Origin of the sequence: Kribbella catacumbae DSM 19601, from assembly GCF_000372465.1 — a bacterium.
Classification (GTDB): domain Bacteria; phylum Actinomycetota; class Actinomycetes; order Propionibacteriales; family Kribbellaceae; genus Kribbella; species Kribbella catacumbae.
On the sequence record NZ_AQUZ01000002.1, the window covers coordinates 304139 to 322827 of the forward strand.

At 66.9% G+C, this 18689-nt stretch carries 25 protein-coding genes and 1 pseudogene; 13 read left to right on the plus strand and 13 right to left on the minus strand.

Translation table 11 applies throughout. From position 1 onward, the window contains the following. Positions 1 to 108: 108 nt before the first annotated feature. Positions 109 to 869, plus strand: a pseudogene (locus A3ES_RS52330) (aminoglycoside phosphotransferase family protein). Positions 870 to 880: 11 nt separating this feature from the next. Here A3ES_RS52330 and A3ES_RS0103610 read toward each other — a convergent pair. Further along, positions 881 to 1681: a hypothetical protein gene (locus tag A3ES_RS0103610; protein WP_020385412.1), complete on the minus strand. Its 801-nt coding sequence runs from the start codon at positions 1679 to 1681 to the stop codon at positions 881 to 883. Between the two features lie 118 nt (positions 1682 to 1799). On the opposite strand from A3ES_RS0103610, the gene A3ES_RS0103615 reads away from it, so the two are divergent. Further along, positions 1800 to 2234 carry a VOC family protein gene (locus tag A3ES_RS0103615; protein WP_020385413.1) on the plus strand — a complete coding sequence of 145 codons (435 nt, stop codon included), beginning with the start codon at positions 1800 to 1802 and terminating at the stop codon, positions 2232 to 2234. A gap of 49 nt (positions 2235 to 2283) precedes the next feature. On the opposite strand, the gene A3ES_RS0103620 is transcribed toward A3ES_RS0103615, so the two are convergent. Further along, positions 2284 to 3048: a helix-turn-helix domain-containing protein gene (locus tag A3ES_RS0103620; RefSeq protein ID WP_020385414.1), complete on the minus strand. Its 765-nt coding sequence runs from the start codon at positions 3046 to 3048 to the stop codon at positions 2284 to 2286. A 25-nt stretch (positions 3049 to 3073) separates the two neighbouring features. Between A3ES_RS0103620 and A3ES_RS0103625 the strand changes: the two genes are divergently transcribed. Further along, entirely contained in the window at positions 3074 to 3655 is a 582-nt protein-coding gene (locus A3ES_RS0103625) for a TIGR03086 family metal-binding protein (RefSeq protein WP_026162515.1), read from the plus strand. A 359-nt stretch (positions 3656 to 4014) separates the two neighbouring features. Here A3ES_RS0103625 and A3ES_RS0103635 read toward each other — a convergent pair whose 3' ends face one another. Then, entirely contained in the window at positions 4015 to 4584 is a 570-nt protein-coding gene (locus tag A3ES_RS0103635; RefSeq protein ID WP_020385417.1) for a DinB family protein, read from the minus strand. 67 nt (positions 4585 to 4651) lie between these two features. Between A3ES_RS0103635 and A3ES_RS0103640 the strand changes: the two genes are divergently transcribed. Further along, positions 4652 to 5140 (plus strand): GNAT family N-acetyltransferase, encoded by a 489-nt coding sequence (locus A3ES_RS0103640; RefSeq protein ID WP_020385418.1) that lies wholly within the window; start codon positions 4652 to 4654, stop codon positions 5138 to 5140. A 45-nt stretch (positions 5141 to 5185) separates the two neighbouring features. Here the strand turns inward: A3ES_RS0103640 and A3ES_RS0103645 are convergent, their stop codons facing one another. The 3 genes from A3ES_RS0103645 to A3ES_RS0103655 form a co-directional block, all read right to left on the minus strand. Next, the gene (locus A3ES_RS0103645) at positions 5186 to 7567 is read right to left on the minus strand and encodes an ATP-binding cassette domain-containing protein (RefSeq protein ID WP_020385419.1); all 2382 of its coding nucleotides are present in this window, start codon (positions 7565 to 7567) and stop codon (positions 5186 to 5188) included. Positions 7568 to 7633: 66 nt separating this feature from the next. Beyond that, on the minus strand, positions 7634 to 8044 hold the full coding sequence (locus tag A3ES_RS0103650) for a VOC family protein (protein ID WP_026162516.1): 411 nt from the start codon (positions 8042 to 8044) through the stop codon (positions 7634 to 7636). Positions 8045 to 8049: 5 nt separating this feature from the next. Continuing rightward, the gene (locus A3ES_RS0103655) at positions 8050 to 8499 is read right to left on the minus strand and encodes a helix-turn-helix transcriptional regulator (protein WP_020385421.1); all 450 of its coding nucleotides are present in this window, start codon (positions 8497 to 8499) and stop codon (positions 8050 to 8052) included. A gap of 84 nt (positions 8500 to 8583) precedes the next feature. Here A3ES_RS0103655 and A3ES_RS50995 point away from each other — a divergent pair, with 84 nt between their 5' ends. The 3 genes from A3ES_RS50995 to A3ES_RS46160 all read left to right on the plus strand — a co-directional run bounded on the left by A3ES_RS50995 (position 8584) and on the right by A3ES_RS46160 (position 11509). After that, entirely contained in the window at positions 8584 to 9066 is a 483-nt protein-coding gene (locus A3ES_RS50995) for a cupin domain-containing protein (protein ID WP_020385422.1), read from the plus strand. A 12-nt stretch (positions 9067 to 9078) separates the two neighbouring features. Continuing rightward, entirely contained in the window at positions 9079 to 9462 is a 384-nt protein-coding gene (locus tag A3ES_RS0103665) for a hypothetical protein (protein WP_020385423.1), read from the plus strand. 112 nt (positions 9463 to 9574) lie between these two features. Continuing rightward, positions 9575 to 11509 carry a heparinase II/III domain-containing protein gene (locus tag A3ES_RS46160; RefSeq protein ID WP_020385424.1) on the plus strand — a complete coding sequence of 645 codons (1935 nt, stop codon included), beginning with the start codon at positions 9575 to 9577 and terminating at the stop codon, positions 11507 to 11509. Here the strand turns inward: A3ES_RS46160 and A3ES_RS0103675 are convergent. Beyond that, positions 11475 to 11711: a hypothetical protein gene (locus A3ES_RS0103675; protein ID WP_020385425.1), complete on the minus strand. Its 237-nt coding sequence runs from the start codon at positions 11709 to 11711 to the stop codon at positions 11475 to 11477. The genes A3ES_RS46160 and A3ES_RS0103675 overlap by 35 nt on opposite strands. A gap of 117 nt (positions 11712 to 11828) precedes the next feature. Further along, a complete protein-coding gene (locus A3ES_RS53780; RefSeq protein WP_020385426.1) occupies positions 11829 to 11984 on the minus strand; it encodes a hypothetical protein in 156 nt (51 codons plus the stop codon). On the opposite strand from A3ES_RS53780, the gene A3ES_RS0103685 reads away from it, so the two are divergent. Next, the gene (locus A3ES_RS0103685; RefSeq protein WP_020385427.1) at positions 11978 to 12409 is read left to right on the plus strand and encodes a hypothetical protein; all 432 of its coding nucleotides are present in this window, start codon (positions 11978 to 11980) and stop codon (positions 12407 to 12409) included. The genes A3ES_RS53780 and A3ES_RS0103685 overlap by 7 nt on opposite strands. Positions 12410 to 12416: 7 nt before the next feature. On the opposite strand, the gene A3ES_RS0103690 is transcribed toward A3ES_RS0103685, so the two are convergent. Next, positions 12417 to 12785: a VOC family protein gene (locus A3ES_RS0103690; RefSeq protein ID WP_040453901.1), complete on the minus strand. Its 369-nt coding sequence runs from the start codon at positions 12783 to 12785 to the stop codon at positions 12417 to 12419. Positions 12786 to 12926: 141 nt separating this feature from the next. Here A3ES_RS0103690 and A3ES_RS0103695 point away from each other — a divergent pair, with 141 nt between their 5' ends. Then, positions 12927 to 13340: a VOC family protein gene (locus tag A3ES_RS0103695; RefSeq protein ID WP_020385429.1), complete on the plus strand. Its 414-nt coding sequence runs from the start codon at positions 12927 to 12929 to the stop codon at positions 13338 to 13340. Positions 13341 to 13422: 82 nt separating this feature from the next. Here the strand turns inward: A3ES_RS0103695 and A3ES_RS46165 are convergent, their stop codons facing one another. Both A3ES_RS46165 and A3ES_RS0103705 read right to left on the minus strand, forming a co-directional pair. Then, the gene (locus A3ES_RS46165; RefSeq protein ID WP_157630318.1) at positions 13423 to 13911 is read right to left on the minus strand and encodes a DUF2199 domain-containing protein; all 489 of its coding nucleotides are present in this window, start codon (positions 13909 to 13911) and stop codon (positions 13423 to 13425) included. A 16-nt stretch (positions 13912 to 13927) separates the two neighbouring features. Beyond that, a complete protein-coding gene (locus tag A3ES_RS0103705; RefSeq protein WP_020385431.1) occupies positions 13928 to 14866 on the minus strand; it encodes a 2-hydroxyacid dehydrogenase in 939 nt (312 codons plus the stop codon). A 183-nt stretch (positions 14867 to 15049) separates the two neighbouring features. Between A3ES_RS0103705 and A3ES_RS46170 the strand changes: the two genes are divergently transcribed. From A3ES_RS46170 to uppS, 4 genes are read left to right on the plus strand one after another with little or no spacing between them, the layout of a single operon-like run. Further along, the gene (locus A3ES_RS46170) at positions 15050 to 16081 is read left to right on the plus strand and encodes a magnesium and cobalt transport protein CorA (protein ID WP_020385432.1); all 1032 of its coding nucleotides are present in this window, start codon (positions 15050 to 15052) and stop codon (positions 16079 to 16081) included. Between the two features lie 4 nt (positions 16082 to 16085). Beyond that, complete coding sequence (locus tag A3ES_RS0103715) at positions 16086 to 16355, plus strand: hypothetical protein (protein WP_020385433.1); 270 nt, start codon at positions 16086 to 16088, stop codon at positions 16353 to 16355. 39 nt (positions 16356 to 16394) lie between these two features. Further along, positions 16395 to 16829, plus strand: a complete 435-nt coding sequence (locus A3ES_RS0103720; protein WP_020385434.1) for a VOC family protein — start codon at positions 16395 to 16397, stop codon at positions 16827 to 16829. A gap of 41 nt (positions 16830 to 16870) precedes the next feature. Next, entirely contained in the window at positions 16871 to 17647 is a 777-nt protein-coding gene (gene uppS, locus A3ES_RS0103725) for a polyprenyl diphosphate synthase (protein ID WP_020385435.1), read from the plus strand. A 12-nt stretch (positions 17648 to 17659) separates the two neighbouring features. Here the strand turns inward: uppS and A3ES_RS0103730 are convergent, their stop codons facing one another. Beyond that, entirely contained in the window at positions 17660 to 18151 is a 492-nt protein-coding gene (locus tag A3ES_RS0103730; protein WP_020385436.1) for a hypothetical protein, read from the minus strand. A 39-nt stretch (positions 18152 to 18190) separates the two neighbouring features. Next, complete coding sequence (locus A3ES_RS0103735) at positions 18191 to 18679, minus strand: Lrp/AsnC family transcriptional regulator (protein WP_020385437.1); 489 nt, start codon at positions 18677 to 18679, stop codon at positions 18191 to 18193. Positions 18680 to 18689: the final 10 nt, after the last annotated feature.

Consider the following 18689-nt stretch of genomic DNA (forward strand, 5'->3'; position numbering starts at 1 on the left):
GAGATCAGTGAGCGGGAGAATGAGCCGGGGCGGGTCTGGCTTGATGCGCTGCCGGGGCTGGTCGATAAAGCGCTGGCGAATTGGGCGCTGACGCCGTCGGGTCCGACGATGCATGGCGCGGTTGGCGTCGTAGTACCGGTACTCCGGGCCGATGGGACCGCTGCTGTCCTGAAGATCTCATTCCCCCATCCGGGCAATGTCGCCGAGCCGAAGGCGCTTGCCGCGTGGGCGGGTTGTGGTGCGGTGCGGTTGCTGGAGCATGATGCCCAGGCATTCGCGATGGTGTTGGAGAAAGCGGCCAGTACTCCTTGCGTGAGCTGCCCGATGCCGTCGAGCGAGTGGTGGTCGCGGGTCGGCTGAATCGCCGGCTGGCGGTGCCGGCGCCGGTGGGAGTTCCGTCGCTGAAGGATGTTGCTGCCAGCTGGGCAGTGGAGATCGACTCAAGGCATCGGAGGTTGCAAGCACCGCTGGCGGATCGCCTCGTCGGACGCGCGGTGGAGACCTGTCGTGAGCTGGCGGCGTACCAACCGAATTTGTTGGTGCATGGCGACATGCATTTCAGCAACGTCCTCAGGGGCAGTCGCGAGCCTTGGATGGTGATCGATCCGAAGGGCTGGGCAGGCGATCCCGCCTATGACGCCGTCAACCTGCTACGCGACCGGTGGCACACCTTGGCCAGGCCGGCGGATCTGGCGGAGACGTTGTCGTACCAGCTGGCTGCCTTCGCCGAGGCGGCTGAATTAGATCGGGAGCAAGTCGTCCGCTGGGTGCAGGCGTGCGCGGTCAAGGATGCGCTCTGGAGTATCGAATTCGGCGAGTCACCCGAACGAGCCGCAGTGAACGAGACTGTCGCGGGGATCGCTTGCTAACAAGGCTATTGTCAGCGGATGCGGCCGCCTTCGGTCACCAGCCACTCGCCGGTTTCCCAGTCGGACGGGCCGTCCTCGATGCGGTAGCACAGGTCGAATCGGATGCCCAGGCCTGGCCAGGGGTGGCGGATCGCGACGACGCGGAAGATCTCCTCGAGGTCGGGAAAGGTGATCCCATCGGGCTCGGGGAACAGCAGTTCCAGCTCTGCCCGCGTGAGGTCGGTCCAGAGCGCGAACTGCCACTCCGTCTGCGTCAGCCATTGGTCGTAGACCAGCTCGAAACGGGGCTCACGGCCGACGGCAAAGTCGCGGATGTCGTCGCGAAGCTCATCAGCTGACGATGGAAGGACGAACGGCCACTGCTCGCCACTGGGGTAGCGATACATCGTGGCCGCCGAGGCGAGCGCACCAACGAGTTCGCGCCATTGCTCGGGCGAAGTAGCGCCGCCGGGCAGGTTCACGCCGGTGTGATCGACCCGCTGAACATGCCCACTCAGGCGATGGGTCAGGTCCGCCATCTCGATCGACGGCGTTGGTCGGTCGGCTGTGTCGTCGCTCCAGACGGAGATAGTCCGGCCTGTGTCGAAGGCGACCTCAGGCGCAGGTACGTCGGCCAGCTCGAACCTCGTCACCGGACGGGCGCCGAAGGGCCGCGGCGGCGTGAGGGTCAGGCGGTCAACCGCGCGCCCGGGCTCCGAGACGGCGAACTCGGCGTACGCGACCTGGGCAAGCAACGTGCGCAGCTCACCGAGGAAGCGGGATGACTCCGGCGACGCAGGCAGGCGGAAGGTGATCTCCGAGAGGCGGACCATGGGCCCGACCGTAGCTGATTTTGATAGTCATTTTACAGGGCGACTGCCCACTGGAAGGGTCCGCTCAAGTGGCGAAAATGTCGGCGACGATGGGAGAGCTCGCTTGTATGGTGGAGCGATGTCGCCGGTCAAGCAGTTTCAGGTTACCTTCGACTGTGCCGAACCTGAGCGGGTCGCTCGGTTCTGGTGTGAGGTGCTGGGGTACGTCGTACCGCCGCCGCCGGAGGGGTTTGCCAGTTGGGATGAGTACGATCGCTCGCTGCCGGCTGAGAGTCAGGGGTCGGCGTTCGCATGCGTTGATCCTTCGGGGGTAGGCCCGCGGCTGTTCTTCCAGCGCGTTCCCGAAGGCAAGGTCGTCAAGAACCGGGTACATCTTGACGTGCGGGTCGGCACCGGGCTGGTGGGTGAGGAGCGCCTGGCCGTGCTCGAGGCCGAATGCGCACGGCTGGTCGCGCTCGGCGCAGTACGCGGCCAGCTGCTGCTTGCCGACGAGGAAAACGAGTCCTGCCAAAACATGCAGGACGTCGAGGGCAACGAGTTCTGCCTCGACTGACCGACCACGAACGCGGCAGTTTCGCACCAAGTACCCGATGACCGTCGTACTAGTTGACGGCGGGTCCGTAGCGCGCGGCGTACGCGGTCGGGGGTTCGCTGAACATGCGGGTGAAGTCGCGGGTCAGGTGGGGCTGGTCGGCGTAGCCGAGTGTGTCGGCTAGGGCCGCCCAGTCGATCGGCTTGGTGTCCTTCATCCGGTCGGCGGCCTCTTGCAGGCGGTGGCGGCGAATCACCCATTTCGGAGCCACACCGACGTGCTCGGCGAACAGCCGCTCCAGTTGGCGGACGCTGAGGTCGAACTGCCTGGCCAGGAGGTCTACTCGCTGGATGCCAGGCTCGGTGGCGATGGTGTCGATGATTGCGGCGGCGAGATCTGCTGATGGATCCGGTGCAGGCAGGAGCCGGCGGAGCATGGCCTCGATCAGCGGAATCTCCGGTTGATCCGGTACGTCGGCGAAGACTTGTGCGGCGGGCACGGATCGGTCCGTGATCGAACGCACCGCAGCGCCGAGGAAGCGCCGGAAACAGCCGGGCCGAAAGGTCACACCGAAGGCACAGTCGTTGCCGCTCAACTCCTTGAAGGTGTGTCCACGGGACACCCCGTGAACTTCCGGTACGGCGCCGCACCGGTACGACAGGTTCACTTGCGGCAGCGGGACGATCAGCTGGCGATAGGGCGTTGCGTACCGCCAGCTCGCGTGCCAGTACGTCACCACGAACTGCGCGAGATCCGGTGACGGCCGGAAGAACTGATGGCGCTGATGCCGCGGCCAGTCGAGCTCGCGGGTGTCGCGTTTGTTCAAGACAACCATTTCCAGCAGACCTAACCTGTCCAGCATGGATGGACAACAGCTGATGACTCGAGCCGCCGCAACGACCGCCAAGGTGGTCGGCGCGATCGAGCCCAGCCAGCTCACTGCGCCTACGCCTTGCGCTGAGTACGACGTACGGAGCTTGGTCAATCATCTCCTCTTCTGGGGCCCGTCGCTGGAGGCGGCCGCTCGCAAAGAGGCGCGAATGCCACCGGCCGCTGCCGAGAGCGAGATCGATCTCACGAGCGGAGATTGGACGTCCGACCTTGCCGGCCAACTGCGCCGGACGGCTGACGCCTGGAGCGATCCGGCAGCGTGGGACGGTGTGACGCCCCTTGGCGGCCAGGATTCGCCCGCGCCTTTGATCGGTGGCATGGTGCTCGTCGAGTTCGTGGTTCACGGCTGGGACCTCGCCCGCGCGACGGGCCAGCAGACCGGCTACGACGACGATGTCCTTGCCTACGTCCACAACGAGACCCTCGGCCACGCACCCTTCGGCCGCGAAATGGGTCTCTACGGTCCGGAGGTCCCCGTTTCGCCTGACGCCCCGCTGCTGGACCGGACGCTCGGCCTGACAGGCAGAGACCCGAACTGGACGCGAACGTAAAACCGGGGTGAGTGATGATGTGCAGGTGGGACGCAAACGGAAGCCTGACCGCCGTGCGACCTTCGCCGGCGTGGTCGACGAAGCAGTCGCTGCGGACCCCTGATCAACGACCCACAGGTACGAGTCCTGCATGCCTACCAGGGGGAGATCCGCGACGTGGCGCCGAAAGATCGGGAAGGATTCGGGGCCATGATCCGTCCCTACCTGGATGGCAAGAAAACCATGGCGAACGACCACACCGACTTTCGCGCTGGCGAGTTCAAGGACGATCAGCGCGGGTCACTGCTCGTGGTCGAGGAGACGTGCTAGAAGCTGCACGCTGGTACGACGGCGGCCAGGCGCGGTCCATCAAGGTCTGTTCAAGTGGAGGTTGTCCGGAGGTCGCGGAAGTGATCCGCGGCCTGCTGGACTTTGGTTCTGGTGTCGTCCCAGGAGGCTTCGTCGGCGCTGGTCTGGCCGTCGGTCAGTTCGCGGATGATGTCGGCGTGGCCGGCGTGCTGGGAGGTCTCGGCGAGCATTCTGACGAGCAGGACGCCTAGCGTCGTCTTCTGGTGGCCGTCGGGCCAATGCGACACCTGAGCTGGGCTGTCCAGCTCGAGGTCGGCAACGGTGAGGTCGGCGTGAGCGCAGGCTTGGCGGTAGACGCCCACAATGTAGTCACTCGATTCGTCAGGCGTGGCCCACATGTCGATCTCGTCGTACGGGTCGTCCCGGAACCATGACGGTCGCTCGACGGGTGGGCGGGCGAGTGAGTCACCGAGGTAGCCGTACTCCAGGCCGGCCAGGTGCTTGACCAGGCCGAGCAGGTTCGTGCCAGTCGGCGTCGCAGGGCGGCGCCGGTCGTACTCCGACAATCCATCCAGCTTGGCGAGCATCACGGCCCGGCTGGCCTGCAGCGCCTTCAACAGTTCGTCTTTGAGATCGACCATCACCGGACCCTACCGAACGCCAGACGGTAGGAACCTGTTTGGCAGACTGCCGGAGGAGGTGATGGGGATGGCTGCTGTCGTGCTCGAGTTGACGGTCAGGGATCTGGTGTACGCCGATCTGGCCGCGTGTGGGTTTGCTGGTAGCGAGCTGCATCTGACGCAGGTTGCCAAGGAACTCGATCGCGCGCGGGCAGGGGAGGTCGACTACCTCGCCGTCTGCACGAAGGCCGATCTGCCGGTGGCCATCGGCGGGGTCGACTACCGGCCGCATCCCGGGGCGGGATCGTTGTGGCAGTTGGCAGTGCATCCGGCGTTGCAGTCTTATGGGATTGGGACGGTGCTGATCAAAGCAGCTGAGCAGCGGATCCTGGCGCGAGGGCTTCGGCGGGCCGAGATCGGGGTCGAGCTGAGCAACCCGCGAGCCCGGGCCCTGTACGAGCGGCTGGGCTATGTCGCGTACGACGAGCGACTCGAGTCTTGGGACCAGCAAGGCCCCGACGGTTCGATCACGCGGTACGAGACGACCTGCGCTCAGATGCGCAAAGAGCTGACGTAGGGCCGCTTGAGGCAGCCCCGGCCAGCTCCGTACGTGTGAAGCGGGTCAGCGTGCGATGTAGGACGCGAGGTGTTGGCCAGTGAGGGTCGACTTGTCGGCGACCAGGTCGGCAGGCGTGCCTTCGAAGACGAGCTTGCCGCCGTCGTGGCCGGCGCCTGGGCCCAGGTCGATGATCCAGTCGGCGTGAGCCATCACGGCCTGGTGGTGCTCGATGACGATGACCGACTTGCCGGAGTCGACCAAGCGGTCCAGCAGGGCCAGGAGTTGCTCCACGTCGGCCAGGTGGAGGCCGGTGGTGGGCTCGTCGAGGACCAGGGTGCCGCCCTTCTCGCCCATGTGGGTGGCCAGCTTGATGCGCTGGCGTTCGCCGCCGGACAGAGTCGTGAGCGGCTGGCCGAGAGTCAAGTAACCGAGGCCGACGTCCGCGAGCCGGTCGAGGATCTTGTGCGCGGCGGGCGTGACCGCCTCACCATCGCTGAAGAAGCCCTCGGCCTCGCTCACCGGCATCGCCAGTACTTCGGAGATGTCCTTGCCGCCGAGCTTGTACTCCAGCACGGCCGCCTGGAACCGCTTGCCCTCGCACTCCTCGCACGGAGCCTCGACGGTGGCCATCACACCCAGATCGGTGTAGATGATCCCGGCGCCGTTGCAGGCCGGGCAGGCGCCCTCGGAGTTGGCGCTGAACAGGGCCGGCTTCACGCCGTTCGTCTTCGCGAACGCCTTCCGGATCGGGTCGAGCAGTCCCGTGTACGTCGCCGGGTTGCTGCGGCGCGACCCCCGGATAGCGCCCTGGTCGATCGCCACGACCCCTTCCCGGCCCGCGACCGAGCCGTGGATCAGCGAGCTCTTGCCCGAGCCGGCGACACCGGTCACCACCGTCAGTACGCCGAGGGGGAGGTCGACGTCGACGTCGCGCAGGTTGTGCATGTCGGCGCCGCGGATCTCCAGCTTGCCGGAGGAGTCGCGCACGGCGTCCTTCAGCCTGGCCCGGTCATCCAGGTGCCGTCCGGTCAGCGTTCCACTGGTCCGCAGCTTGTCGAGGGTGCCCTCGAACACCACCTCGCCGCCGCCGGAGCCGGCCCCCGGGCCGAGGTCGACGATGTGATCGCCGATCGCGATCGCCTCCGGCTTGTGCTCGACGACGAGCACGGTGTTGCCCTTGTCGCGCAACTGCAGGAGCAGGTCGTTCATCCGCTGGATGTCGTGCGGGTGCAGACCGATCGTCGGCTCGTCGAAGACATACGTGACGTCGGTCAGCGAGGAGCCCAGGTGGCGGATCATCTTGGTCCGCTGCGCCTCACCACCGGACAGCGTCCCGGCCGGCCGGTCGAGCGACAAGTACCCGAGCCCGATATCCACGAACGCGCCGAGCGCGCCGCCCAGCGCCTTGAGCAGCGGAGCCACCGAGGGCTCCTTGAGGTCCTTCACCCAGGCGGCCAGGTCGCTGATCTGCATCGAGCACAGATCGGCGATGTTCTTGCCCTTGATCTTCGACCCGAGCGCCTCGGCGTTGAGGCGGGTGCCGGCACAGTCCGGGCAGGTGGTGAAGGTGATCGCCCGCTCGACGAAGGCGCGGATGTGCGGCTGCATCGCGTCGACGTCCTTGGCCAGGAACGACTTCTGGATCTGCGGGATCAGCCCGGTGTAGGTCAGGTTGATGCCATCGACCTTGATCTTGGTCGGCTCCCGGTGGAGCAGGTCGTGCATTTCCTTCTTCGTGTACTTGCGGATCGGCTTGTCCGGGTTGAAGTACCCGCAGCCGCGGTAGATCCGCCCGTACCAGCCCTCCATGCTGTACCCCGGGATCGTCAGCGCGCCCTCGTTGAGGGACAGGCTGTCGTCGTACAGGGCGGTGAGGTCGAAGTCGGTGACCGACCCCATGCCCTCGCAGCGCGCGCACATGCCGCCCACGTAGACGAGGTTGCGGACGACCTTCTTCTCGCCCGCGCCCTTGTCGGAGCTCAGCGAGCCGGTCGCGGTCCGCTTCGGGACGTTGAACGAGTAGGCGGTCGGCCCGCCGACGTGCGGCTTGGCCAGCCGGCTGAACAGGATCCGCAGCATCGCGTTGGCGTCGGTCGCGGTCCCGACCGTGGAACGGGGGTTGGCGCCCATCCGCTCCTGGTCGACGATGATCGCCGTCGTCAGCCCGTCCATCACGTCGACGTCCGGCCGCGCCAGCGACGGCATGAAGCCCTGGACGAACGAGCTGTAGGTCTCGTTGATGAGCCGCTGCGACTCGGCCGCGATGGTGCCGAACACCAGTGAGCTCTTGCCCGAGCCGGAGACGCCGGTGAACACCGTCAGCCGGCGCTTCGGGATCTCGATGCTGATGTCCTTCAGGTTGTTCACCCGCGCGCCCTGGACCCGGATCAGGTCGTGACTGTCGGCGGCGTGTGCCTGCTTGCCCGTCGTAGCGGCCTTGCTCATCTTGTCTCCGTCTCGTCGGGCGGCGCCGTCGCGGACGGCGTCGCCTGGCAGGGAATGCGGGGGTGGTCAGCCGGCCTGTTGCAGCCGGACCATGTTGCCCGCGGGGTCGCGGAAGGCGCAGTCACGGACGCCGTACGGCTGGTCGATCGGCTCCTGGACGATCTCGACGTCGGTGGCCTGCAGTTTCGCGAAGGCGGCGTCGACGTCGGGGGTGGCCAGCAGGATGCTGGCGAAAGTGCCCTTGGCCATCATTTCGGTGATGACCTTGCGCTCGTCCGCGGTGATGCCGGGGTCAACGGCCGGCGGGTGCAGGACGATGCTGGTACCGGGCTGCTCAGGCGGGCCGACGGTGAGCCACCGCATCCCGTTGTAGCCGACGTCCTTGCGGAGCTCGAAGCCGAGCGCGTCGCGGTAGAAGGCGAGCGCGGCGTCAGGGTCGTTTTGCGGCAGGAAGCTTGCGCTGATCGTGATGTCCATGGGCATCACGCTAGCTGCGGCTCGGTGGCCGGCGCTTCTCGATTCCTGATCGGTCTGCTCACTTGTTTCGACATCAGGGACGGCATTCCTTCCAGCGCTCCCGCCGCCTCTCGCCGGTAGACACTCGGCGGTACGCCGACGAGCTCGGTGAAGCGGGTGCTGAAGGTTCCCAGCGAGGAGCAGCCGACCTCGAAACAGACGTCGGTGACACTCAGGTCGCCCCGGCGCAGCAGCGACATCGCGCGCTCGATGCGGCGCGTCATCAAGTAGGAGTACGGCGACTCTCCGTAGGCGAGCCGGAACTGGCGGCTGAGGTGCCCACCGGACACGTTGATGCCACGGGCGAGGGCCTCGACGTCCAGCGGCTGCGCGTACTCCCGGTCGATCCGGTCGCGGACGCGCCGCAACAGCGCGAGGTCGCGCAGGTGCTGGTCCTCGTCGGTCCTGCTGGTCACTCCAAGATCGTGCCATAGTCCCCGGCCAACCGGGACTAATCCTGAAAGTGGGAGCACTATGAAGACAGCTGGAAGGAGGCTCGAATGTCTGGACCCGGCTCTCCCTTCGCGGTGCAGTTCGGCGAGGGACGGACGGTGGAGACCCCCACCGGGGATCTGGCCATCGTCAAGGCGGACACCGCCGGTACGAACGGCTCGATGACAGTGCTTGAATTCTTGATCGGGCCGAAGCAGGGGCCGGCGCGGCACACCCATCTGCGCGAGGACGAACTCTGGTACGTCATCGAGGGTGACTTCCGGTTCAAGGCGGGTGACGCCATGTTCCACGCCTCGACGGGCGGGATGGCCTTCGGGCCCCGCGGCGTACCGCATGCGTTTCAGAACGTGGGGGACACGCAGGGCCGGTTGCTCGTGGTGACGACGCCGTCGGGCCTGGAACGGTTCATCGACCAGTTCGCGGACGCGCCCCCAGGCCCGGTCGATCCGGAACGGCTCGCGGCCGTCGGCCGCGCCAACTGGATCGAGTTCGTCGGCCCACCAATCGGAATCACCGACCCGCTCGACTGACATCATCCGGGAGTGAAGAGCCAACGGATCGTCCTCGCGGTGGTGCTGGTGGTGCTCGTCGGCGGCGCCGTGGGGTTCGCCGTGGCGGACGGGCTCCGGGCGGCGGCCTCGCCGGCTCTGAGCGCCGCTCTCGCCGGCTTCGCCTTGTACTGGCTCATCAAGCACCCCATGCCGCCGACTCGCTGGACGCGCCAGCGGGTGATCCGGATGGCGGCCGTCGTGGGGCCTGCCTCCGTCGCGGTGGTCGCGGTGATGATCTGGGTGATCGTGGTGAACCCCGACTGGACGATCCGCCTGGTCGCGGCCGCTGCCATCGCGGTGGTTCCGGTCGGACTGCTGTGGACCGTGCGGCTCGCGCGTCGTGAGGACCGGGCTGCGAAGGACCTCGCCGCCTAGATCGACCCGCAATTAGTGCCCTGCGCAACTTTCTCGGGGTTTTGCTCATCGTGCTCCCTGTACGGGGGAGAGCAACGAGTGAGTGGGGGCTGTTGTGGTGGGTCGTCGGTGGGTGAGCGTGGCGGTGGGGTTCGCGCTCGCGATGGGTGGGCTGGTCGCCGTGCAGGGGGCTGCGGCAGCTGATCCGGTGCGGCCTGGGATCGCGGTGCTGCCCGATCTGCCAGAGCTTGGGTTCGCGCAGTTCGATCCAGCCAAGAGCAATGTGGTGCCCGCGGCCGCAGTACCGGCTGGTGATGTGAAAACCCTTGCCAGCAAGGCGATGGCGGCGGGAACGGGCACCTACACCTGCCCGGGCTTCAGCACCGTGGACGATGCGACCTCCGTGGAGCAGCTCCAAGCTGACATCTACGCGTGGGGGCCTTACGCGCCGTACAAGGTTGGCAACGGCAACGGAAACGTCAACTGGCGGCTCAACCCGTACAAGAACCCCAGCTGGTACATGTGGTTCCACTCACTTCGTTGGCTGGGGCAAGGAATCATGGCCGCCGGCCAGGGCAACACGGCGGCGCTCGACCGGGTGGCGGCGATCACCAAGGACTGGGTCGTTGACAACCCGTACTCGTGGAAGGGCGACATCGGTGCCTACGAGTCCACGATGCACCGGACCAACGTGCTGCTCTGTCTACGTCAAGCGATCGTGTCGGGACTCGCAGTCACCGCGCTGCCGGCGGCGTACGGATGGCTCGACTCCGCTCTGGTCAACCACGCCACGTTCCTGACCGCCAACTGGAGCGGTGCCTGGAACCACGGCACGGACGAGAGCATCGCGCTCTTCGGCGTCGGGTGCACTCTGAATCGCGACGACTACAAGACCACCGCCCAGAACCGGCTGGCGGCAGGCATCACCACCGCGATCGACGAGCAAGGCTCGACCAACGAGCAATCGACCGCCTACGCACAGTTCAACTACGCGCTCTGGGGTCGTGCTGTCACCGCGCTCGAGGCGTGCGGAGCCAGCGCCGGTACGACGATCAACACCCGGCGAGCGTTGCTGGCGAACTGGCTCAGCCTCGCCACGAACTCCCTCGGCAAGCTGCACCAGGTCGGCGACTCCGAGGTCGTCGCCACCAACCCGATCGCCGGAACCCCACTCGAGTACGCCGGTACGCGAGGCGCCGCCGGACTCGCTCCGGCCACCCGAGTCGGGGTCTACTCCGCGGGCTACGTGTTCGGCCGCACCGGCTGGGGCGAGACGCGCCCGTTCGCCCAGGAGTCGACGTACAGCATCCGGTACGGCGCATCGCGCGCCCTGCACGGTCATAGCGACCACACGGCCATCACGTACACGTCCCGTGGCCGCGACATCTTGATCAACGGCGGCCATGCCGGGTACCAGACCGACGCCTGGCGCACGTGGGCCAAGAGCCAGTTCGCCGCCAGCGCCATGACGACACCGCTGGCTCCGGAGACGTACCCGGTCACCAAGCTGACCAGGCGGCTTGTCAACGCGAACTCGGACTTCTATGAGTTCGCCGATGCGCCAGGCGCCGGCATCAGCCGCAACCGCGCAGTACTGGTGCTCAAGGATCCGGACCTGATCGTCAGTCTCGACCGGGCGAGTTCCACCAAGGCGCAGCAGTTCCAGACGCTGTGGCACCTGCCGTCCGACCAGAAGGCAACGGTCTACTCGCGGACGACGGCGATCGGGATGAAGCCCGGCGACACGAGCCGGACCATCCTCTTCCAGGTGCCGTACCGGCAGGCGCTCCCTGCCGGCGCGATCTTGATCAAGCAGGGCCAGACCAGCCCGATCCAGGGCTGGCACTACCCGAACATCTTCACCCGGAACTCCGCGCCGACGCTGATGTTCGCGCGATCCGGAACCAGCGCGTCGATCCTGTCCGTGATCGCGCCGGTGCCGGCCACCGGATCCGTGCAGTACAAGGGCCGCTGGTCCGGTACGACGTACATCGTCGACCTGGTCGTCGCCGGGGCGAAGGTCTCCTTCGGCATCACGGCGGGCGGCTCTCTGTATCGGGTGCCGTGATGGCCCGTACTCCGATCCGCCTGGCACGCCAGGCGGCCTCGCTGCTGACCGTCATCGCGGTCACCATCGGTTTCGCCGGGTACGCCGGTGGCGGCGAGCGCGACGTACTGCGAGCCTGTGGCGCCGACCCCGGTACGACGATCATGTCGCGGCGTACGCTGATGGCGAACTGGCTCGCGCCGGCCACCAACTCGCTCAGCAAGTACCACCAGATCGGCGACTCTCAGGAGGTCGCGGTCAGCCCGTACCCCGATACGCCGCTGGAGTACGCCGGGTCGCGCGGGACCCAGGGTGTGCAGCTCACGCAGAAGGTCGGGATCTACTCGGCGGGGTACGTGTTCGGGCGGAGCGGCTGGGGCGAGAAGCGGCCGTTCGGCCAGGAGGCGGCGTACAGCATCCGCTTCGGTCCGGCGCCGGCGTTCCACGGGCACAGCGACCACATGAGCATCACGTACACCGCGTTCGGGCGTGACATCGACCCCGCAGGACTTCCAGGCGTTGTGGCATCTGCCGAGCGACCAGAAGGTGACGGTGGTGTCGCCGACGGCTGCTGTCGCGCAGAAGCCGGGCGATCGGACGAAGACTCTCCTGCTCCAGATCCCTTACCAGCAGAAGCTTCCGTCGTCGGGAGCGCTGACGGTCAAGCAAGGCCAGACGGATCCGGTCCAGGGCTGGCACTACGACAACATCTTCACCCGCGAACCGGCCCCGGCCGTCTCCTTCAACCGCACCGGCACGGCGACCACGATCCTCTCCGTGATCGCCCCGGTGTCGTCCACCGCCAACGTCAGCTACACGACCCGGTGGTCCAAGGACACCTACGCGGTCACCTTCACCATCGCCGGCCGCAAAACCACCATCGGCATCACCCCGGGCGGCGCGATCTACCGGGTCCGCTGAACCCTGGTCAGAGCTCGGCTGGGCTCATTTCGAGGCAGAACTCGTTGCCTTCGGGGTCCTTGAGGGTCACCCAGCCGCGGCCGTTGGGTTTGCGGTGGTCCTCGTGGATGGTGGCGCCGAGGGTGAGGACGCGGGTGACCTCCTCGTCGCGGGTGCGGTCGGTGGGTTGCCAGTCGATGTGCAGGCGGTTCTTGACAGTCTTGGCGTCGGGGACCGCGATGAAGAGCATGCCGGGCACGGGGGCCGGCGCCTCGATCAGTACCTCGGTGTCGCCGGGGGCGTCCTCGGCGGAGACGGGCCAGCCGGTGACCTTGCTCCAGAAGGTCGCCAGCTCGTACGGGTTGGCGCAGTCGAATGTCACGTGCCTCAGAATCATGGCGGTCAATCTAGACCGCTTCGTCCCCGTGACGCCGCTGGATTACTGCGCCTGAGCCGGCTGCCGCCGAGGTCTCGAAAAGTGTCCGGGGCCGGGTCTAGTGTGCGAGCCGTCAGGAGAAAATGAGGTTAGGAGTATGTGATGTCATCTCGACTCAACCCGTACATCAGCTACGACGGGAACGCCCGGCAGGCCTTCGAGTTCTACCAGGCGGTGTTCGGCGGCGAGCTGGCGATGAACACGTTCGGGGAGTTCGGCGCGGCGGAGGGCGGCGGCGCCGACAAGATCATGCACGCGATGCTCGAGACGCCACAGGGCTACACCCTGATGGGCTCGGACACTCCGGCGGAGCTGGAGTTCAAGGCGGGCACCACGATGTCGGTCAGCCTGAGCGGCGACAACGCCGACGAGCTCCGCGGCTTCTACGACAAGCTGTCCGACGGCGGCACAGTGACCATGCCCCTGGAAAAGCAGATGTGGGGCGACGAGTTCGGCATGGTCAACGACCAGTTCGGCGTCACCTGGATGATCAACATCGCCCAGCCACAGAGCTGAGCTGGTGACTGACCCGTCACGCCTCCCGGACGAGCGGCAGGCGGAGTACCGGCACGATCTACCGGCCCTCGCAGGACGGTCGCTAGGGAAGGGCTTCGTCGTGGGGCCAGGTTTCAGCGAGGACGCGGGTCAGTAGCGGGTCGTCGGAGGAGGTGCAGACCGGGGTCGTGTCCTGGTCGAGGACGGTTGCGACGACTGGGACGCCGAGGAGATCCCAGGGGTCGATCCGGTTCGCGAGCCTGCCGTCGAGGCGTAGGTCGAGGTAGGCAGGGGAGTCGTCCCACCAGACGGCGAAGGCCTGCTGGAGTTGGTCCGGGTGGACGCCGACCCAGACGCCGTAGGTCAGCTTGTGGCCGCCCTCGAGCTGGACCGGTAGCAGGGCGCGGACGAAGGCACCGAAGCCATCGGCCTGCAGCATCACCGATTCGGTTGGGGTCTGGTGGCTCATCCACAGGCCTGGCAGTTGCTCCCAGTCCGGTAAGTCGTAGAGCGGCGTGGGGAGCTGGAAACGGATGTGGCGATCGTGAGCGTCGGTGGGCCGGCCGCACGTTGGGCAGGTTTCAGTGGGCACGGGCGGGTGTCCGTGGTTAAGACTGCGGGTTCTGGAGGAGGGATGTGGATTCTTGGACTGGGGTTAGTGGGGTGCCGTGGGTGAACCAGTTGTGGAGGTTGTCTACTACTAGCTGGCCCATGGCGTTGCGGGTGGGGATGCTGGCGGAGCCTACGTGCGGGAGGAGTACGGCGTTGTCCAGGGTGAGTAGGGCTGGGTGTACTGCGGGTTCGTGTTCGTAGACGTCCAGGCCGGCGCCCAGGATGGTTTTCGTGCTGAGGGCTTCCGCGAGTGCTTCCTCGTCGACGACGGTGCCGCGGGCGACGTTGATGAGGATGCCGCCGGGGCCGAGTGCTTTGAGGATTTCGGCGTCCACCAGGTGCCGGGTCTCGTCGCCGCCGGGGATGACGATCATCAGGATGTCGACAGCGCTCGCCAGCTCTAGCAGCGTCGGGTAGTACTGATAGGAAACGTCCTTCTGGCTACGGTTGTGGTACGCAACGGAGACGCCGAACGCCTGCGCACGTACCGCGATCGCCTCGCCGATCCGGCCGAGGCCGAGGATGCCCATCGACCGGCCGTGCAGCGTGGCTGGGGTCAGCGGATAGGGCCGCTCGTTCCAGGAGCCGGCTCGCAGGTAGCGCTCGGCCTGCGGGAGTTCGCGGACAGTCATCAGCAGCAGCCCGAGGGCGGTGTCCGCGACTTCGTTGTCCAGTACGCCGGGCGTGTTCGTGACGATCACACCGCGCTCGGCGGCGGCCGTCGCGTCGATCTTGTCGTACCCGACGCCGAAGCTGGCGACGAGTCGCAGCGCAGGCAGCTTGTCGAGGAACGCGCCGTCGATCGTCGTACCGCCGGTGGCGACCGCCGTGATCTCCTTCGCCCGCTCAGCCAGTACTGCGTCCGGATCGTCCTCTTCCCACAGCCGGATCACGTCGAAGTGCTCTGCGGTCCCGGTCAGCACGGTCTCATTCATCGGCCCGGGCATCAGAACGGTAGGACGTGACATCGCGACTCCCGCAAAGGTTGAGGACTCAGCCACCCTATTCGGCTAGTTCACGCTCGCGCACCCGCGAGTCCATGCGCTCGCCCGCCGACAGGGGTACCGCGGCCGCAGTACCGGCGCGCACCATCGGAGGAGACCAGTAAGGAGCCGGCCATGATTATCGACTGCGCGTACTACCGGGACGGCCATCGTCAGCACGTCGGGCCGATGTCGGTCGAGGACGCTGCCGCGCACTGCCAGCGGGGCGGATTCGTCTGGCTCGGGCTGTTCGATCCGAGTACGGAGGAGCTGGCCCAGGTCAGCAAGAGCTTCGGGCTGCACGAGCTCGCCGTCGAGGACGCGCAGACGTTCCACCTGCGGCCGAAGGTGGAGCCGTACGAAGGCGACATCCGGCTGGTCATCCTGCGCACCGCCCGGTACGACGAGGAGCGGGAGGAGGTCGACTTCGGTGAGGTGAGCGTGTTCGTCGGACCCGCGTTCGTGATCACCGTGCGGCAAGGGGTGGCGAGTGAGCTGCACGGCGCCCGGACCCGGCTGGAGCAGCGGCCTGAGCTCCTGGAGAACGGTACGAACTCGGTGCTCTGGGCCATCCTCGACCAGGTGGTGGACGGCTACGGGCCGGTGGTGGCCGAGCTGGAACGCGACATCGAGCAGGTCGAGCGGACGGTGTTCGCCGGGTCGGTGGCGCCGACCGAGCGGATCTACTTCCTCCGGCGCGAGGTGACCGACTTCTACCGCGCGGTGCACCCGCTGCTCGCAGTACTGGCGACAATCGAGCGAGGTGCTCGCAACACCGGGTTGCTGCCGTACTTCCGCGACGTCCACGACCACCTCGTCCTGGTGAACGAGGAGGTCGCCGCCCAACGGGACCTGCTCGCGACGGTGCTGGAGGCGAACATGGCGGTCATCTCGGTCGAGCAGACCAAGGTCAGCGTCCAGCAGAACGCGACCATCGAGCAGCTCACGATCCTCGCCACGATCTTCCTGCCGCTGACCTTCGTGACCGGCTTCTTCGGCCAGAACTTCGGCTGGCTGGTCGACCACGTCGGCGCCTTCTGGAACTTCCTCCTCCTCGGCATCGGCGGTCTGCTGATCCCCTGCGTGGCCTTCTTCATCTGGTTCCGCCGCCAACGCGCCACCCGCCGTAGGCTGTCCGGTAACAACGGAGGCAGGAGCGCGATCTAGGGGTATGGGATTCGACGAGCCGATCACGCGGGACCCGTTGTTCTGGATCGGCCTGGTGGCTGGGGTCGTCGCCGGAGTGGTGGGGGTGTTCGTCAACGACCTGAGCGGCGGGTACGCCGTCTGGTCCGTGATCGCCACGACGTTCAGCACCACCTGGCTGGGGACCGGGCTGTTCGGCGTACTGATCAGGGGCGTCTACCGGCGCCGGCGGGATCGGAAGGCCGACCTCGACCTGTTGATGAAAGACGGGGCTCAGCTCAAAGAATCCGAGTAGAGGCCAGTAGCTGGCCGCTACCTTCGGCAGGCTGGTCTCATGACGGAGAACAGAGCTGCCAGCCTGCACGCGTACTTCGGCTATCGGGACGCGGTCGCCGCGCTGCGCTGGCTCGAGGATGCCTTCGGGTTCGAGACCACGATGCAGTACCCCGACGACAAGGGCGGGATCATGCACGCCGAGGTGCGGCGTGGGGATGCGGCCTTCACCCTCTTCACCGACGAGGAGGGCTACGAGAAGTTGCCGCGCAAGGGAGACAGCGTCGGGCACGGGCTGTACATCGCGCTCGGGTCCCAGGCGGAGGTCGACGAGGTGTACGCCACCGCGACGAAGCACGGCGCCGAGTCCGTGTGGACCCCTGACAACACCGAGTGGGGCAACTACCGCTGCCGGGTCACCGACCCGGAAGGCTACGAGTGGACCTTCGGCACCCACATCCCCGGCCAGCCGGCCGGCGACTGGGCCGAGGAGTAGAGGGCTGCGCGTTACCCTCTGAGACGAGTAAGTTACTCCGCATGCCCGCCACCGGTCCGCTGTATGCGTTGTACGTCCGCCGTCTCCGTTCCCAGCTCGCCGGCCGGTCGTTGCCGGAGCACATCGGTGTGGTGATGGACGGCAACCGGCGGTGGGCGCGCGGTCAGGGGCACAGCAACCCGAGCGTCGGCCACCGCCGCGGCGCCGAGCACATCGAGAACCTGCTCGGCTGGTGCGAGACGGCCGGCGTACCGCACGTCACCGTCTTCATCTGTTCGACCGAGAACCTCGCCAAGCGCGGCGACGCCGAGGTCGCGTACCTGATGGAGGTCGTCGAGGAGATCGTCGCCGGCCGCCTGGCGCAACCAGGCGGCCGCTGGCGGGTTCAGATCGCGGGCCTGCTCGACCTGCTGCCGGACAGCACGGCCCACGCGTTGAAGAACGCGGTCGACGCGACCAGGGACTGCACCACCGGAAACCACATCACCCTGGCGATCGGGTACGGCGGACGGCAGGAAGTGGTGGAAGCGGTCCGCTCGCTACTCGAGTCAGAGGCGGAAGCGGGCAACGATCTCAGTGGCCTGGCCGACTCGCTCTCGGCCGACGACATCACCAAGCACCTCTACATCACCGGTCAGCCGGATCCCGACCTGATCATCCGTACCAGCGGCGAACAGCGGATGTCGAACTTCCTGCTCTGGCAGAGCGCGTACTCCGAGCTCTACTTCTGCGAGGCCTACTGGCCCGCCTTCCGCGAAGTCGACTTCCTCCGAGCCCTCCGCTCCTACGCCGACCGCCACCGCCGCCGCGGCGCGTAGTACCGGCCCGTACTACGGGCAGTCGTCGGTGGTGAAGTCGTCCAGAGAGGTGACTCTGTACTGCGGGGTGCTGGGCGAGGCGCCGTAGGTCGGCGGCTCGCCGTACGGGCGCCAGTCGTGGCGGACCTGGCCGGGCTTGAGGCTCTTCAGGTCGGCGAGCGTGAACTCGGTTCTGCGGCCGAGATACCTGTGCCCGTCGCCCCAGGCCTTGACCACGAACTTGCCGGCCGCGCGTGGCTTCGGTACCGGCTGGCTCGGTCGCCACTCGTCGGTGCCGGTCAACAGCGGGATCTGGGCGACTACCGGGGCCGGCTCCTCGGTCTCGTAGAAGACCTGCGAACCCGTCTCGTCGGACAGCTCCAGTTGGCTGATGTCGGCCAGGCAGTCCTGTAGCACGATGACTGGATTGCCCGCCTTGTCGACCGTCATGCCGACAGCCGCTTGGGAGGTGCGCGGGTCGCAGGCCGTCAGTACTGTCGTCGCGCAGGCGATGACAGCGACCAAGCACGTCCGTTTCCCGCACCCCATATTTCAGGGTAGGCGCTAAAGCGTGCCGAGGTCTTCGAAGATCAGCGCGGTTCGGGTGCCGAGGACCTCGGGGATGGCCTGGAGCTTTTCGAGTACTACCCGGCGGAGGCCTTCGTTGTCGGCCGCGCGGACCAGGAGGATGGCGTCGAAGTCGCCGCCGACCAGGGCCATGTGCTTGACCTCGGGGATCGCCTGGAGCTGTTCGCGCAACGCTCGCCAGGAGCTCTGGCGAAGACTGAGAGTGACGTACGCCGAAGTCGCCAGCCCGAGTTTGAGCGGGTCGACCGTGGCGGTGAAACCGGTGATCACGCCGGTCCCGGTGAGGCGTTCGACCCGGGCGTAGGCGTTCGCGCGGGAGATGTGGATCTGGTCGGCCAGGGCCCGGATCGAGAGCCGGCCGTCCCGGCTCAGCGCCGCCACGATCTGCCGGTCGATCTCGTCGAGCGCCGGGGCGACGACCATCTGTCCAGGTTCGGTGGCAGCCACCAATACGTCGTCGGACATTTTGCTCCCA

Excerpts from the sequence above, each read along its gene's own strand:
- A3ES_RS0103615 (WP_020385413.1), top strand. The coding sequence starts at position 1,800 with ATGTCGCCGGTCAAGCAGTTTCAGGTTACCTTCGACTGTGCCGAACCT.
- A3ES_RS46170 (WP_020385432.1), top strand. The coding sequence starts at position 15,050 with ATGATTATCGACTGCGCGTACTACCGGGACGGCCATCGTCAGCACGTC.
- A3ES_RS0103610 (WP_020385412.1), bottom strand. The coding sequence starts at position 1,681 with ATGGTCCGCCTCTCGGAGATCACCTTCCGCCTGCCTGCGTCGCCGGAG.
- A3ES_RS0103690 (WP_040453901.1), bottom strand. The coding sequence starts at position 12,785 with ATGATTCTGAGGCACGTGACATTCGACTGCGCCAACCCGTACGAGCTG.
- A3ES_RS0103715 (WP_020385433.1), top strand. The coding sequence starts at position 16,086 with ATGGGATTCGACGAGCCGATCACGCGGGACCCGTTGTTCTGGATCGGC.
- A3ES_RS0103735 (WP_020385437.1), bottom strand. The coding sequence starts at position 18,679 with ATGTCCGACGACGTATTGGTGGCTGCCACCGAACCTGGACAGATGGTC.
- A3ES_RS0103625 (WP_026162515.1), top strand. The coding sequence starts at position 3,074 with ATGGATGGACAACAGCTGATGACTCGAGCCGCCGCAACGACCGCCAAG.
- A3ES_RS0103705 (WP_020385431.1), bottom strand. The coding sequence starts at position 14,866 with ATGAATGAGACCGTGCTGACCGGGACCGCAGAGCACTTCGACGTGATC.
- uppS (WP_020385435.1), top strand. The coding sequence starts at position 16,871 with ATGCCCGCCACCGGTCCGCTGTATGCGTTGTACGTCCGCCGTCTCCGT.
- A3ES_RS0103695 (WP_020385429.1), top strand. The coding sequence starts at position 12,927 with ATGTCATCTCGACTCAACCCGTACATCAGCTACGACGGGAACGCCCGG.
- A3ES_RS0103635 (WP_020385417.1), bottom strand. The coding sequence starts at position 4,584 with ATGGTCGATCTCAAAGACGAACTGTTGAAGGCGCTGCAGGCCAGCCGG.
- A3ES_RS50995 (WP_020385422.1), top strand. The coding sequence starts at position 8,584 with ATGTCTGGACCCGGCTCTCCCTTCGCGGTGCAGTTCGGCGAGGGACGG.
- A3ES_RS0103640 (WP_020385418.1), top strand. The coding sequence starts at position 4,652 with ATGGCTGCTGTCGTGCTCGAGTTGACGGTCAGGGATCTGGTGTACGCC.
- A3ES_RS53780 (WP_020385426.1), bottom strand. The coding sequence starts at position 11,984 with ATGTCACGCCCGAACGCGGTGTACGTGATGCTCATGTGGTCGCTGTGC.
- A3ES_RS0103620 (WP_020385414.1), bottom strand. The coding sequence starts at position 3,048 with ATGGTTGTCTTGAACAAACGCGACACCCGCGAGCTCGACTGGCCGCGG.
- A3ES_RS0103650 (WP_026162516.1), bottom strand. The coding sequence starts at position 8,044 with ATGGACATCACGATCAGCGCAAGCTTCCTGCCGCAAAACGACCCTGAC.
- A3ES_RS0103645 (WP_020385419.1), bottom strand. The coding sequence starts at position 7,567 with ATGAGCAAGGCCGCTACGACGGGCAAGCAGGCACACGCCGCCGACAGT.
- A3ES_RS0103720 (WP_020385434.1), top strand. The coding sequence starts at position 16,395 with ATGACGGAGAACAGAGCTGCCAGCCTGCACGCGTACTTCGGCTATCGG.